General features: G+C 39.5%; 9 protein-coding genes, 2 tRNA genes and 1 pseudogene. 8 read left to right on the plus strand and 4 right to left on the minus strand.

The genetic code is table 11. The annotated features are described in order from the left end of the window. Window positions 1–2: 2 nt before the first annotated feature. A complete protein-coding gene (locus tag IPI99_06995) occupies window positions 3–1,142 on the plus strand; it encodes a BamA/TamA family outer membrane protein (GenBank protein ID MBK7340257.1) in 1,140 nt (379 codons plus the stop codon). Here IPI99_06995 and IPI99_07000 read toward each other — a convergent pair. Next, a pseudogene (locus IPI99_07000) lies at window positions 1,139–2,010 on the minus strand (cation transporter). The gene IPI99_06995 and the pseudogene IPI99_07000 overlap by 4 nt on opposite strands. Before the next feature lie 75 nt (window positions 2,011–2,085). Continuing rightward, window positions 2,086–2,159: transfer RNA gene (locus tag IPI99_07005), tRNA-Met, on the minus strand. A 191-nt stretch (window positions 2,160–2,350) separates the two neighbouring features. On the opposite strand from IPI99_07005, the gene IPI99_07010 reads away from it, so the two are divergent. From IPI99_07010 to IPI99_07025, 4 genes are all read left to right on the plus strand, one after another. Next, a complete protein-coding gene (locus IPI99_07010; GenBank protein ID MBK7340258.1) occupies window positions 2,351–2,656 on the plus strand; it encodes a hypothetical protein in 306 nt (101 codons plus the stop codon). Between the two features lie 69 nt (window positions 2,657–2,725). Continuing rightward, window positions 2,726–3,658, plus strand: a complete 933-nt coding sequence (locus tag IPI99_07015) for a ribose-phosphate pyrophosphokinase (GenBank protein MBK7340259.1) — start codon at window positions 2,726–2,728, stop codon at window positions 3,656–3,658. 69 nt (window positions 3,659–3,727) lie between these two features. Further along, window positions 3,728–4,339 carry a 50S ribosomal protein L25 gene (locus IPI99_07020; GenBank protein MBK7340260.1) on the plus strand — a complete coding sequence of 204 codons (612 nt, stop codon included), beginning with the start codon at window positions 3,728–3,730 and terminating at the stop codon, window positions 4,337–4,339. Between the two features lie 198 nt (window positions 4,340–4,537). Beyond that, complete coding sequence (locus IPI99_07025; GenBank protein ID MBK7340261.1) at window positions 4,538–10,762, plus strand: T9SS type A sorting domain-containing protein; 6,225 nt, start codon at window positions 4,538–4,540, stop codon at window positions 10,760–10,762. Between the two features lie 117 nt (window positions 10,763–10,879). Here the strand turns inward: IPI99_07025 and IPI99_07030 are convergent. Both IPI99_07030 and yidD read right to left on the minus strand, forming a co-directional pair. Then, window positions 10,880–10,964: transfer RNA gene (locus IPI99_07030), tRNA-Leu, on the minus strand. Window positions 10,965–11,032: 68 nt separating this feature from the next. Next, the gene (gene yidD / locus IPI99_07035) at window positions 11,033–11,272 is read right to left on the minus strand and encodes a membrane protein insertion efficiency factor YidD (GenBank protein MBK7340262.1); all 240 of its coding nucleotides are present in this window, start codon (window positions 11,270–11,272) and stop codon (window positions 11,033–11,035) included. A 95-nt stretch (window positions 11,273–11,367) separates the two neighbouring features. On the opposite strand from yidD, the gene IPI99_07040 reads away from it, so the two are divergent. Genes IPI99_07040 through IPI99_07050 form a run of 3 tightly spaced genes read left to right on the plus strand, consistent with a single transcriptional unit; the run spans window position 11,368 to window position 15,753 of the window. Beyond that, entirely contained in the window at window positions 11,368–12,543 is a 1,176-nt protein-coding gene (locus tag IPI99_07040; GenBank protein ID MBK7340263.1) for an acyl-CoA dehydrogenase, read from the plus strand. Next, window positions 12,544–13,635 carry a site-2 protease family protein gene (locus IPI99_07045; GenBank protein ID MBK7340264.1) on the plus strand — a complete coding sequence of 364 codons (1,092 nt, stop codon included), beginning with the start codon at window positions 12,544–12,546 and terminating at the stop codon, window positions 13,633–13,635. Window positions 13,636–13,683: 48 nt separating this feature from the next. Next, on the plus strand, window positions 13,684–15,753 hold the full coding sequence (locus tag IPI99_07050) for a hypothetical protein (protein ID MBK7340265.1): 2,070 nt from the start codon (window positions 13,684–13,686) through the stop codon (window positions 15,751–15,753). Window position 15,754: the final 1 nt, after the last annotated feature.

The following is a 15,754-nucleotide window of genomic DNA, read 5'->3' on the forward strand; positions in this document are numbered from 1 at the left end:
CTATGAGTTTTAAATTCAAGTTATCAGAATTGTATCCTGTGAAAGCTATCTACAGAATGTCTTTGAGAAAAATTGGATTCACATTATTTTTTGGTTTTGCATTTTTAATCAATTTTGGATTTGCATCAGATAGTCTGGCGCGGAGAATGAATGTTCTTATTGTGCCAAGTATCTTTTACACGCCTGATACAAGATGGGGATTTGGAGGAGCGGGTGTTCTATCTTATTATTGGAAGAAAGATAGAGTGCGGAAGTATAAATCCAACTTTAGTTTTGGTGTCTCCTATACACAAAACAAACAAGTGTTAAGTTACATTCCTTATCAATTTTATTTTGAACAGAATAAATATTGGTTGCTTGGTGAATTGGGGTATTACAGGTACGTTTTTAATTATTATGGCATTCAGAGTCCGCCGCAAAATGACTATTTGGAAAAATATTCAGCCAATCTCATCAGGATAAGAATTAATGCTTCAAAGAAAATCCGAGATGGATTGTATCTAGGTTTTAAATACTCTGCAGATGATTTTCGATTTACCAAAAAAGATACGAGCTCACTTCTTTTTAGTCAATATATCATTGGAAATAAAAATGGAAATACCTCTGGAATAGGATTGATTTTTTTGATGGATCATCGCAATCAGGTCAATTATCCCAGCAAAGGTTTTTTGGCTGAATCTGGCTTTACAGTAGATCAACCATTGTGGGGAAGTGATTTTCATTTTGTAAAATTTAACCTTGATTTTGCGCGGTATATTAAATTATACAAATCCCTGGTTATGGCCGGTGGATTTTCATTGCAAATGAGTTCGAATGGTGTACCTTTTCACCAGATGTCTACATTAGGTGGATCTCGTCGGCTGCGCGGTTATTATGATGGGCGCTTTCGTGACCAACATGGAATACTTTCACAAATTGAATTTCGGTTTCCTTTGTTTTACCGATTCAAATTAGCATTATTTGGAGGAGTAGGTACAACCTGGTCTAAACATTCGCGATGGGATGAATTGTACACCATTTATAATTATGGTTTAGGATTGAGGATCCTGTTTGACAAAGATGCTCAGCAGCATCTTAGACTCGACTATGGTTGGGGAATTCAATCTAAAGGATTTTATTTAACTGTTTCGGAAGCATTTTAGCAGGGTTCAATATGAATCAATATATGGCCTAAGTCAGTAAGACGACCCATGAGATAATCTTTGAGATCATGTGCTATATCATGCCCTTGAGCGACAGTAAGATTAGCATCCACCAGGACATGGAGCTCGACATTATAGGCCATTCCTGCTTTCCTAACAAAGCATTTTTCTGTGCCTTTTACTCCGGGAATATCCATTGAGAGTTTCCTTATTTTTTGCACTTGGTCATCATATATCTGTTCTTCCATCAATTCGCCGAGTAGTGGTCTGAAAATCAGATAGGCATTGAAGTATATCACCAAAGCTGCGATGAGTGCAGCCCAATCGTCTAATGCTTCAAAACCAGGACCGAGCAGCAATGCAAGGCTTATTCCCACAAAAGCGGATGCTGATGTAATGGCATCACTGCGATGGTGCCACGCGTCTGCATGTACAGCAGGACTTCCTGATTTTGTGCTTTGACGGATGACGTAACGGTAAGACAGCTCTTTCCAAATGATTATAGCTCCAAGCACCCAAAGCGTATAAGATTCCGGCATACGTTGAGGACTCATGATGTTTAAAATGCTTGTATATGCTATGACAGTTGCAGATATAATAAGGAGCATTACCACGACAAAGGTGACCAGAGTTTCAGCTCTTCCATGTCCAAAAGGGTGGTCTTCGTCGGCAGGTTTGTGGGCAAATTTTAAACCAATCAGTACCAGGAGCGAAGAAAAATGTCAGTACAGGACTCTATAGCGTCAGCTACTAATGCATAGGAGTGACCTAATATACCTGTGACACCCTTTACCAAAGCGAGTGCTGTATTGGTCAGGAGACTGAATATTGTTGCCTGAATAGCTATATGCTTTTCCTTTTGGTTCATCCCCAACTATGGCTTATAATAGACAACTGAGAACTTGGATTACTCCGGAAAAGATGCATGCTGGATTCGATTGAGTAGCGTGGGGGAGGCTTGAACTCCCGACCTTGCGATTATGAATCGCACGCTCTGACCAGCTGAGCTACCACGCCATAATTTGCAACACAAAAACACCTTCAAGCTGGTGTGTTAAATTGTGTTTTTGCTTCAAGCGCACAGAGAGCGATGAAACGGGACGCAAAAGTAAAGTTTTTCCATGTATTTTATGAGTTTGCTTTAGATATTTATCTCTTACCGGAATTTCTATACAGGCTATTTTGTTTTGAATGTAGAACTTTATCCGATGGAGCCAAACATATTACCGCAAGCGCAAATCGCCTTGTTGAATAACCCTGATGCCGAGAAAGCTTACATTGACCAGATCAGAGAGCGGGTTGAGGAGCTTTTGCAAAACGATCCCGGATTGCTTTTTAGTCATTTATACAGACTTGACATTTCCGAAAAGAAATTGAACCATATCCTTCAAACTATTCCTTCGATGGATGTACCTCAGGCATTTGCTTTGGAAATTTGGCATCGCCAGAAAGAAAGATTAAAAAACAAGATGGAGACACCTGTAAAAAGATTGTCAGAAGATTGGGATTATTAAAACCGAGCTCTTTAGTGGCCGGATTTTCTACTACATTTGCATATCGATCAATACAATCCATCAGAAATCATGCAGGAAGTAAAACTATTTTCAGGAACTGCATCAGAATACCTAGCCAAACTTATAGCTGATTATTATGGTGACACTTTGGGTAATGTGACCGTGAATAAATTTAGCGATGGGGAAATGCAGCCTATCATCAATGAGTCTGTCAGAGGACAGTTTGTATTTTTTATACAAAGCACATTTGCCCCTGCAGATAATATGTTGGAGCTGTTGCTGATGATCGATGCTGCCAAGCGGGCATCAGCAGGATATATTACCGCTGTGATTCCATATTTTGGTTATGCCAGACAAGATCGAAAAGATAAACCAAGGGTACCAATTTCTGCAAAGTTGCTGGCTAATCTGATTGAGGCTGCAGGAGCAGATCGACTTATGACTATGGATTTGCACGCTGACCAGATTCAGGGATTTTTTAATATTCCGGTGGATCACTTGAAGTCGGAAGCAATTTTTATGCCTTATTTGGAGTCGCTCAGCCTGGACAAAGTGGCATTTGCATGTCCGGATGTTGGTGGAGTAAAGCGTGCTCGGGCTTTTGCGAAGTACTTTCAAAAAGATTTGGTGATCTGTGACAAATACAGGAAAAAAGCCAATGAAGTAGAAGGGATTACTGTGATTGGCGATGTTCAAGGAAAAGAGGTTATCCTGATAGATGATATTGTGGATACTGCGGGGACTTTGTGCAAAGCAGCGGATTCACTCATTGAAAAAGGGGCTACCAAAGTATCAGCATTTTGTGCGCATCCGGTGCTTTCGGGCAAGGCCTATGATAACATCGAAAATTCCCAATTGGCTAAGCTCTATGTTACAGACACTATCCCTTTAAAGCAAGCTTCTCCTAAGATTGAAGTACTATCGTCTGCCAAATTATTTGCTAGGGCGATACGGAATACTCATGAACATAGGTCCATTACAGCATTATTTATTGATAAATAATCAAATTTGTCGAAAAAATAATAAAATCTTTCTACCTTTGCGACCCTTAACGCAAATTCGATTAAGATCATGCAAACGGTCAACATAACAGGTCAGGAAAGACCACTTACAGGAAAATCTGCATCAGGAGTATACAGAAGACAGGGTCTAGTGCCATGTGTATTGTACTCTAAAGAAGAAAATATTCAATTCAACACTGCTATGGTTGACTTGAAGCCATTGGTTTACTCTCCGGATTTCAAACTTGCAGATATAAGCATCAATGGAAAAGTGCACCGTTGCATATTGAAAGACTTGCAGTTTCATCCGGTATCTGATTCCTTGATCCACGTAGATTTTCTTAAGTTGGTGCAAGGTACCAAAGTGAAGATCGAAGTTCCGCTCCGTCTGGCAGGTAATGCTGCCGGTGTGAAGTCTGGAGGTAAGTTGATACAAAGAGTTCGATCCATCAAGATCAAGGTGGATCCAGACAATATGGTTTCAGAATTAACTTTAGATGTTTCAGCTTTAGATCTTGGACAATCCATGAGGATCAGAGACATTTCTATTCCAAAAAATGTTGAAATTGTCAATAACGGGGCCATTCCGGTGGTGTCCATCGAGATCCCTCGCGCCCTCAAGAGTGCAGCCGCAGAGGCAGCTGCTCCCAAAGCTGGTGGCAAGGCTCCTGCCAAGAAATAGTTGATTAAAATCCAGACACTTTTTTCCTCTTTATAAACATTCCGCTCATTTCACGGAGAAATGTAGGCAAATACTGAAATAATTGCCTCATTATTAATATCTTGTGATGTAAACTTTTTTTAATTGTATTGACAAAACTGGAACAGTTTTTGAGTGCTCTTCAGGAAGTCAATATTGACCTAAAATTGAATGTTTGTAATGAAAACCTATCTCCAAATTGTGGGACTATCCCTCATTTGCAGCCTATTGCTTATAGGTGCAAGCGAATCGTCGTGGCTTAGATCATCAAAATCTTTATCTGCCCCTTCCAAGAAAAATATTTCAAATACAAAAGTCCTTGCACCAGTACTACCTGTATTGGCTCCAAATGAGGATGAAGTGGATTTTATCAATCCTGTATTGCCGCAACTGGTTATTTGTGGTAACAAAGGTACCGCCAGTATTGAAGTAATAAAGCTTGCCACCGGCAACACGATCAATCATGCAAGGCTCACCATAGATCTGGACAACGGCTTAGAATATGCAGGTAGCTTTACAGCAGGAAATTGCCCTGGTGGGACAGTTAATTTTAGATCTGATCTGTCAAATACAAGTAAGATTGTTTTTGATTTCCCGAACATGAATTTTAACAATTGCCCCTCTATTGTTTTGAAATTTGACATAAAAGTAGATTGTAGCGTACTCGATATATTGGAGGCCAGTCCGAATTCTCAGTTTAATTGGCAATACACAATGACTTACGATGGTGGTGCAGATACCAGAATAGAAACACCTTTGTCAGCAGTTCATAAACCACAGCTCACTTTAAGTAAGCCTGCTTCTGTCATCAGCGCTCCTGGATCTGTAACCGAACGTAGTTTTACAATATGTCAAACAGCTGTAGATGCTTATATCAAAGATACATTGTTGATTACTGAATTAGGCTCTGCAGGTATGAGAGTAAGAGGAATCAGGATAAATAACGGTCCTGAGATCAACACATACATCAGTGGGAATGCAGGTAACCAAAGCATTAAAATACCACCATCCGAGTTCAGCAATGCTGTTTATTCAGGTACAACTCAGTCCGGTAATTCCAATTTGTTTTTAGATGGCCCTGAAGGTGGAGTGCCTGGTTCAAAACCGGAGTGTTTGGTTATCACCGAGATTTTGGAAGTAAATTCGTGTGAAGATATCAATTCTTCTGTCACCGCTTTTTGGGGATGTGAAGGTACCTATTGCGCTTCCAGCGAAACTATTCATCCGGGAATTGAGATAGATATTAATGCCGGAGCAAAACTCGCTGTTTCAGAAAATTTTTCGAATGAACTATGTCCCGGGTTGAATTATCAACGCGAACTCAAAGTGACAAATATTGGAAAAGGAACTGCGAAAAATATTGATTTTGACATTTATCTGAGTACTACAGGAATACAACCTGCGCTCAATTGTAATGGTAATGCTTTGGATGTTGAGTCCTACCAAATCAGTGTAAACGGAGGTCCGTTTCAATCTATCATACCTACATCAAATTATTCCATAAATGACTGTAGTTCATTTTTAGGATGTTTTGCAGGTGAGCCCGCACACGTGTTATCCACTCTGCGACTACCTGATTTAGCAGCAGGTGACTCAGTAAAAATTAAATATATCAAGAAAATGTGTTGCCCCACTCAAGCGGGATATTATTATGCTTTAGGAGAGGCAGCTCGTGCAAGATTTACTGATAATTGTGGTACACCGCTTTTGATGCTGCCTGTCGAAATGTCACAGATATATGCATTGAGCAGATCAGGAATTCAGAACGAATCCGTTACTGATGTGAATCCGGGACAATTGTTTTCGATCAATCTGATTTATCACGAACTGAGCTTTAGCAATTACAATAATAATTCGGAAGTGATATTCAAATTGAAGATTCCTGATGGTGTGATTTGGAGTGGTAGCCAAGATGATTTTAGTTGGAGTGATCCAAGTGGCCTGAGTTGGACAGTAAGTGATTTTAATTATGATGTAGCCACAAAATTGCTAGAAGTAAGATTAAAGGTGATTGATTTTATAAATCTTGGAATCGCGAAAACGAATACGGAGATTTCTTTAAATAATTTGTCTTTTGACTGCAATTCAACGGGATTATCAACAGTCCAAAGAGCATTTGAATATGAAGTAAGATACAACTCAGATCCGAACTGCGCATGTAGTTTTTTGTTGGCAGATGGTTCAGCAAATATGAAAATGCATTGCAGACCAGATCCAAATTGTGATGGTTTGGAGTTTGTGGGATTTTCTATTCAGAGATCTACTTTTGGATTGACGGATGCAAATGATGATGGTGTTGCTGACAATAATAATTTTGTCAATGCCCAAACTCCGGGTGTGAAATATAAAAGAGTAATTACCGGAGATGAGTTGATTTCAGAATTTGTAGGAGTGGTGCGTGATTATGACGGAAATTCCAATTGGCCATTTCTTTATGCAGAAAGTGAATTCGAAAATGCATCAGAAACGCAGTTAGTTTCCGCTCAGTTGACATTATGGACCGCAGGTGGAAGTACGATAATAGATTGTGATAATATTCAAGGTACTTTAACTAATGACAGATGGACTTTTGATTTGAGTATACCAAGCTTGAAGTCGCATTCTTGTGCTGATCCGGATTTGTCAGCAATATCCAGATATAGGAATGGAGATTCTATCTCGCTCAAGGTGAAATACAAAATGATCAAGAATATTCCAGGAGCGGTTATTGAAAATCATTTGAATAATGAATTTTATATTTCATCAATTCCAGATCCAAATGCAAGTTCGAAATACCTATGTGACAATTATACCGGAAATTTTATCTATCATGGATACAAGATGATTTATTTATCTGAACCTGCAGTATTTGCTGGTTGTGAAGAAAAATCAATTGATCTGACATATTATTTCGATACAGAGAATTCTGCAAATCCTGCTGCTTCAAATTTATTTCCAAGGGAATACAGGTCACTCATGAATTTGAATAATATTTACGCTAATATTCCTAGCGGGTTTAATTTTACAAAAGCTGAGGTGACTTTAAGAAAAGGTAGCGGTTCAGGAAAAAGTACTGACATCGGTCCAAGTAGTATATTGCCATCTTCTCAGAACGGAAATCGTTTGGAATTTGATTTGACTTCATTTTATAAATCAAACCAAGTCAATGGTCCTTGGCAAGATCCTGATGATGGTTTTATCATCATTATGAAAATTTTCTCCTCTCCTGAGTGTGACGCCCCGACGGAATCCTATTTGACCGGAGGAGCAAGATCCCAACCGAAAACGATACTGACAACCATTGATCCGAATGGGAATAATTTAGACACTACAGATAATTTATTGAGCAACTATCCTGCTTTTGACCAATTCAAATTTTTCTTTAGCAGACCAGAATTATTTATCCAATCTTCACAGCAAACATTCAATGGAAATTCTGCTAATGTGAGTTGGCCTGTCAATATTACTAATGTCTCTAATAATGCGAACGCAAAAAATATCTGGATCTCGTTTCAGACCAATCCAACTGGTCCACAAATCAGTAAAGTGCTGTTGAATGGCAATGTAGTTACAGTGCAAGGAGGAGGATATTTTGCTCTAGGAGACCTAACAACTTCCATCCAGGAAATGAATTTAGAAGTTTTTGCAAACCAAACAGGAGGATGTCTGTCGGATAGTATTGTCGCAACTGTTGGATGGGCTTGTAATTCCTACCCTCAAAATTTGAACAATCTTACTTGTTCACCAATTAAATTCCCACTCTTTGTAAAGCCATTACATACCAATATGGATGTATCCGTACTACTTCCTGCGGAGAGCAATCCTGTGGAAATTTATGATTTATGCGAAGACATTGAGTTCGTGGTTCAGGTGGATAATATCGGCCAAGCAGAAGCTTCCAATATCCTACTGGACGCATATGTTCCACAGGGAATGGAGCTAATTCCCGGTTCAAGTTATATCCAATACAAAATAGTGAATACAGTTCCACCAACTCCCAATATTAACTCTGGTTCATGGAAAAAAATTGGTGACCCAAGTTTTGTCGGCAATGTTGCTTTAGGTCAAAATTATAGATGGAATGTCACGAGTTTATGGCAAGCAGCAACAGGAAATAATTTGCTGGGAGGTCCCGGTGGTTCGTTTCCATATCAAATACAAAACTTAGACAGCAGCAAATTTTATATTCGATTCCTCGCTCAATCTTCTTGTGGATTTTTAACCGGTACGAGGATACCTTTTGTAGCTTCGGCACAATCACCGTGTCAGTTGGCCGGGACGGACAGGATTTCTTCACTCTTAAAAACCTCAGCTCCAATACACATCATCGATCCAAAGACATTGTACGGAGCTAGGATTAAGTTTGATACAGATACAGTGCGTTTGGATGCCTGTGGGACCAAAAACCCAGTGAAGATTATCTTGTACAATTTTGGTCCGGGATCAACAAGAACTACTGATTCTATTAAGCTTAAATTACCTGTTGGATTTAAATACATAGCGGGTACTTCAAAAAATATACATCAATTTGGAGGGGCAGAACCCGTGGTGATGAATATGGGTTCAAATGGCACAAAACTCTGCTGGGCAATCGGGACCGTAACAACTCCCGGCGACTCTGTGAAATTCGAATTTCAGATTGATGTTGATCCTACTCAATTGCCATGTTCTGGTGTAACACAATTTATGAACATGGTCATTACAACTAGAGATCTCGTATGCGTTGACAATGGAGAAGTTTGTCGCACGCAATTGACTTTGGCTGAAGCAAATCCTCCGGTGACTTATGGTAAAGCATCCTATTCAATCAAATTCCATAATTTAACTTGTCCTGATGCCAGCGGAAAATCAGAATTATCGATGCGAATAAATGTGTCTGGAGCTGCACTGGATGCATCGCAGAATATTCGTGTCAGGTTGGTCCACGACCAGAACTTTAATGGACAATTGGATCCTTCTGAAATTGCAAACGCAGTATTCGCGCAAGCAATATTCCAGGGACCATTCGTCATTGGAAACAATGATGTCAACCAAAAACTGATAGCCGACAGTGTAAAAGTTAAGCATGCTTTCATTTTATTGGATGGAACCTGTTATTGTAGTCCTGTGTGGGTGAAACTCGTTGAACCTTATTGTAAACCGTGTATACCAATTGGTGATTTTGTATGGAATGATACCAATGGTGACGGCATCCAGAATGTGGGAGAAAAAGGAATCAATGGTGTGAGCGTATTTTTATATAATAAAGCCGGTCAGGTCATTGATGCGGATCGGACAAGAACTAAACCGGGTACTTCCGATCAGGATGGGTATTATAAGTTTTGTCAGTGTGCCGGCGAGTATTATATACAGTTTCAGATATCATCATTGACTGCAAGCCCTTATCATGTCGGACTAGACAATACCAAAGATTCTGACGTTTCGCATGCGAATGGACCTAACACTACTAATTATTTCACCGCCCTGGATGATCAGATGTATTGTGATTATGATGCAGGATTTAGTTCAGGATCTCAGGTAGGAGACCATATTTGGATAGATAGAAATTATAATGGAATCCAGGAAGAAAGTGAAACACATCTTCAGGGAGTTACAGTATCAGCATTAAAACCAGACGGCACCCAATTGGCAAAAACCATTTCTGATCAATATGGCAGATATCAATTGACTGCACCGGCTGGTATTGACCTTTACTTTAAATTCCAACTACCTGCCGGCTACCAATTTACTACAGCAAAAAGCGGTACTGATGACAAAGCGGATTCAGATGTGAATGGCAAGATGGGTTACGGTACAACCGCCCTGATGCGTCTCAATGCTGGACAATCCTACATGAACATTGATGCCGGAGCAGTAGGATCTGTCTTGGCGATAGATGATCTCACGGTTAGTGGCAGGGATCTGGAAGATCATATTTTGCTGGAGTGGAATTGTATTTCACCGGCTAATGTGCAATCATACGAACTGGAAAAAATGAATTCTCCTGCTTCTGGCTTCCAGAGTATTTACAAAATCACAGAAGGCATTCAATCTGGGAAGCAGACTTTTGAATACAAGGATGTAAAAGATAAAGGCTTTACTCGAATTCATTATCGTATAAAGCGTACTGACGAAGATGGAAGTTGCCGTTACAGCGAAATCGTAGGCATTGATATTCAGGTAGGTGGAGCTTACTGTACTATCAATCCTAATCCTGTAGTTGATCATCTGAGTCTCAATATCTACCATCCTAGTTCAGAGCTTGTGAGTTTGCGAATTATTTCAATGGACGGTTCCAGAACAATGCAGTTGGATAAAAAATTAAAACTCAAAAATGGAAGTATTCAAAAATCTTATTCTCTTTCAACTTTGACGCCGGGAATATACTGGTTAGAGATTAGTGGTTCGGAAGGAAATGTTTGGTATGAGAAGTTTATCAAACAATAGGCGATTTGATTCTTTTGCTCAATGAAGAAAAAAGAAGATGAAAAAACTCTTCATAAGTTTTGTTTGAATGTTGAATGAATGTAAAGAAAAAGGCGTCCTTTGAGACGCCTTTTTTTGTGCCGAAAGTGGGACTCGAACCCACACGAATTTGAGGTTCACTGGATTTTGAGTCCAGCGCGTCTACCAGTTCCGCCATTTCGGCTGAAAGATCCGGAACGGAAGGCAAAGGTAATCAACTCTGGATTACGCGAAAGCTCCCAACAAAAAAAATTAACGGCTTTCTTTTTTCTTAGGATTTAACGGTACGGGGTCTTCACCACAACCTCCCCAGGGATGGCATCTACTGATTCTTTTCATTCCAAGCCAAAGGCCTTTAAATGTGCCCCATTCTTTTACGGACTGCAACATGTAATTAGAACAAGTAGGGTCAAATCTGCAGTTTTTGCCCAATAGAGGCGAAAGTAAGATTTGGTATAAACGAACCGGAACGATAATCAGATATTTGAACATATCGCAAATGAAAAGGAGAAGACCGGCACAAATGTTTAAAAAACCCGACTTATGTGGCTTTTTGCTTCGTACATTTACTGCCTAAAATTTAAAACATGCACTTCAGTTTGACCGAAGACCAGATAGCTGTACAACATGCTGCTAGAGATTTTGCACAGCAAGAACTATTGCCGGGTGTAATCGCCAGAGATGCAGCAATGAAATTTCCTGAAGAAGAAGTGAGGAAGATGGCAGAAATGGGATTTCTCGGTATGATGGTGTCTCCGGAATATGGCGGCGGCGGAATGGATACAATATCCTATGTATTGGCAATGACTGAGATATCAAAAGTTGATAATTCCTGTTCCGTAATCATGTCTGTGAATAACAGCTTAGTCTGTTGGGGACTTGAAAAAATGGGAACTGAAGAACAAAAGAAAAAGTACCTCCCAAAATTAGCTTCCGGTGAATGGATTGGTTCATTTTGTCTGTCTGAGCCTGAAGCCGGCTCAGATGCAACCAGCCAAAAAACCACGGCCATTGATAAAGGTGATCATTACCTTTTGAATGGTACAAAAAACTGGATTACAAATGGAGGTTCTTCTCAAGTACATTTGGTGATGGCACAGGTGGATCCTAGTTTAGGACATAGGGGAATCTGTACCTTTATCGTCGAAACGAATTGGCCGGGTGTAGTCATTGGAGCTAAAGAAGACAAACTTGGCATCAGGTCATCTGACACACATACGATCATGTATAATGATGTCATAGTGCCCAAGGAGAATCTATTGGGACCGGCAGGGGACGGATTTAAATTCGCCATGAAAACTCTAACGGGTGGCAGGATAGGAATAGCATCACAGGCACTTGGTATCGCATCAGGAGCTTTTGAAAGGGCTGTTGCTTATAGTAAAGAAAGAAAAACTTTCGGGGTGCCCATTTCAAATCATCAAGCTATTGCTTTCAAGATAGCAGATATGGGTACTGAAGTCGAAGCTGCACGCTTAATGGTTTTGAGAGCAGCATGGATGAAAGATCAAAACATGGATTTTTCTGTTGCAGCCAGTATGGCAAAACTTTATGCTTCAGATGTCGCTATGAGACAAACCGTCGAAGCTGTGCAGATACACGGGGGGTACGGCTTTGTAAAAGAGTATCATGTAGAAAGACTTATGCGTGATGCCAAGATCACTCAAATCTATGAGGGAACTTCTGAGGTGCAACGAATTGTTATATCTAGAGCCATATTGCAGGGTCAACTTTACCAACCAATGTGGAATATGAATGCATAAATGTTGAATAATTCATGGAACATAGGTAAGTTTTTTGGCATCCCTGCCAGGATACATTGGTCATTTTTGTTGATCATAGCTTACACGGCGGGATCTGCACTTCAGGAAGGAAAAAGTTGGCATTCTATTTTAGTAGAAGTAGTTTTTGTACTGACAGTTTTTTTATGTGTGCTTTTGCACGAATATGGACATGCAATAACTGCAAAAAAATACGATATTCAGACGGAAGACATCATACTCCTTCCGATAGGAGGAGTGGCTCGTTTGAGAGGATTACCCCAAAAGCCAATACAAGAAGTAGTTATAGCATTGATGGGGCCTGCTGTCAATGTGATAATAGCATTGATATTGTGGATGGGGCTAATGATATTTAAGGTAGATATCATATCTCAGCTGACATTATCTGCTGAGAACGGGGGAATACAATGGTCTTCACTCGTCCCATATTTGATCATTACCAATGTTCTGTTAGTACTTTTTAACATGATTCCTTGTTTTCCAATGGATGGGGGAAGGGTATTTCGGGCATTACTCTCGATGAAGTGGGGTAAACTTACTGCCACAAAATGGGCGACGCGACTGAGCCAATTGATCTGTATTTTATTTATCTTGGTTGGGTCATATTACAGCTATTGGAATCTAGTGATTATCGGGGTAGTCATATTTCTCATGGGCGCAATGGAATACAGACATGTCGCGTATGATGAAGTGCTCAAAGGAATTACTGTTGGAGAAAGTTGTATCAAAAATTTTAATTCCGTTCCTGAATATTTTGATGTCTCATCAGCATTGAATTTCCCTCCGCAAGATGCTACAGAAAATTTGTTGGTAGTCAATTTGTCCGGAGACGTGAGTGGGAGTGTACCTTTCAAAAAACTAGAACAAACAGCGCGGCAAGAACCAAACACAAGAGTCAATCAAATCAAAAACTCTATCCTGCATTATGTGCATGAAGATGCCATGCTTGCTGAAATTTATCCCCAGGTGAAAGGGAACAGTGACGTGTTGGTTGTCATTAATGGCGCGAATGAAATACTTGGAATTCTGGATCGTCTAACCTTAATGAGGGTGATGAACAGGAACAAATTTTAACTGCTGATCATTATCAATTGATGTGATTTTACCTCAATATTTTTATTTATGAAAATACTGCGAATATTTTTTTATGCTGTGGCTGTAATGCTCGTCTTGAATTCATGCAAAATGCAAGACCCTTCCTGGAATTCTGATTTTCTCATTCCTCTTGCGAAGTCAAAGTTATTGATAAAAGACCTCGTGCCGGATTCACTTGTGAAAGTTTCACAAGACAGTAATGTTCATATTGTCTATTCAAAGGAATTGTATGGTCTTGCTGTTGATTCCATATTTTCTTTTTCTGATACAGGAGTCATACGATCATTCAATATTGACTCACTTTCATTGTTTACAACTGAAACAGATTTTAAAATAACTCTGGGAGATATAGCTAGAAATGCCGGCCTAGCGGGACTTTTAATTTTGGGACAACATGGCAAACAAATTCCCGTACCTGCTATTTCGCCGATCAGTTCACCTGTCCTGCCGTTTGATGGCGATAGTTTGTTTACGACAATGACCTTGAATGAAGGGAATATAGACGTGAGTATGTACAATGGATTACCGATTGAAATTACAAATGTTTTGTTTGATCTTAAAAACAGCTCTGACAATAGTTTGGTGTTGCAAGGCAGTTTCCCTTCGATCCCACCTGGAACAACTATGACTCGAACCTTTCTACTTAATGGAAAAACCATTGAAGGTAAACTCAATGCACAATTGATCAGTTTGTCTTCACCAGGCAGCAATGGAATTCCTGTATTAATTGATACGAACAATTTTATACGAGCGGGATTAAAAGTTTATAACCTGCATCCGATTACCGCTACGGCTGTATTTCCAGCACAAAATCTCATCAATAATGGGCAGAATTTTGTGTTAAAAAATTTACCAGTTTTTCTGAAGGAATCCAAAGCAAAAAGTGGTCAGATCTTGATCAAAATGTTTTCAACCTTAGAGGATTCTATTTATATGACATATCGTCTCCCCAGTGCCACACTCAACGGAGTGCCATTCGAGGTTAAAAAAACGCTTCCACCAGCACCACCGGGAGGACTTTCAAGCTTTGAAAAATTATTTGATTTTTCAGGTTATTTACTCGATCTCTCAGGAAAAAATGGTGATACCATAAATACGGCATACAATGAATTTGTAGTCCGCATAGAATACACAGGAATCAAAAAAACTTTATCCAAGAAGGACAGTATTTATGCCCAGCTGTCTTTCCTCAATTTGAAGCCGGAATATGCACGTGGGTATCTGGGAAATCAAACATTCGATTATGGACCTGCAGAAATAGAGATAGATGGCTTGAGCGATATCAATGGTCATTTGGATTTGGCAAATGTTAAATTGGATGTAGAAGCAGAAAACTTCATTGGAGCGGATGCTAGTTTTGAAATCAAGGAATTCTCTTCTGTCAATTCGCGCAATAATAAAACTGTAGATTTAACAGGTTCCTATAATTCAGGTTCTATCACCGTACCTCGAGCGAACGAAGTTCCAGCTCCCGAATTGGTGAGGCCATCCTATACTCAGTTGAACATTGATCAGTCAAATTCAAATATCAAGGAATTTGTTGCAAATCTTCCGGATAAAATAAAATATTCGCTTTTTTTACAAACCAATCCTCAGGGCAACACTGCCAACTATCGGGACTTTGTTTATGACAGAAAGTTTTTAAATCTCAGATTGTTGGTAGATGTTCCACTAGAATTTTCTGCCTCTGGGATAAGTCTAATGGATACAATAGATCTGGATCTGAATTATGATGATGTATCAAAAGTAGAAAGTGCAACTTTATATTTTCTGGCCGACAATTCGTTTCCTATGGATTGTGAATTGCAATTTTATTTGTTTGATCCGGTGCTCTCTACTATGACCGCACTGCTGCCTCAAAATGCAGTCATCAAAGCAGGACTGTATGATCCTGTATTGCAAAAGGTCACAAGTGCTACATTCTCAAAAATTCCTGTTGAATTTACAAAATCAAAAATCGAACAACTTTTTAATTCAAAAAAGATTTTAGCAAAAGCAACATTTTCCACTGCGCCTCCGAATACTCAAGTAAAAATATTCAGTGATGCAGGCATTGATTTAAAAATTACGGGTTTGTTTAATTATTTAATAGACTAGG

The sequence above is a fragment of the Saprospiraceae bacterium genome (assembly GCA_016710235.1).
In the GTDB taxonomy this organism is placed as follows: domain Bacteria; phylum Bacteroidota; class Bacteroidia; order Chitinophagales; family Saprospiraceae; genus Vicinibacter.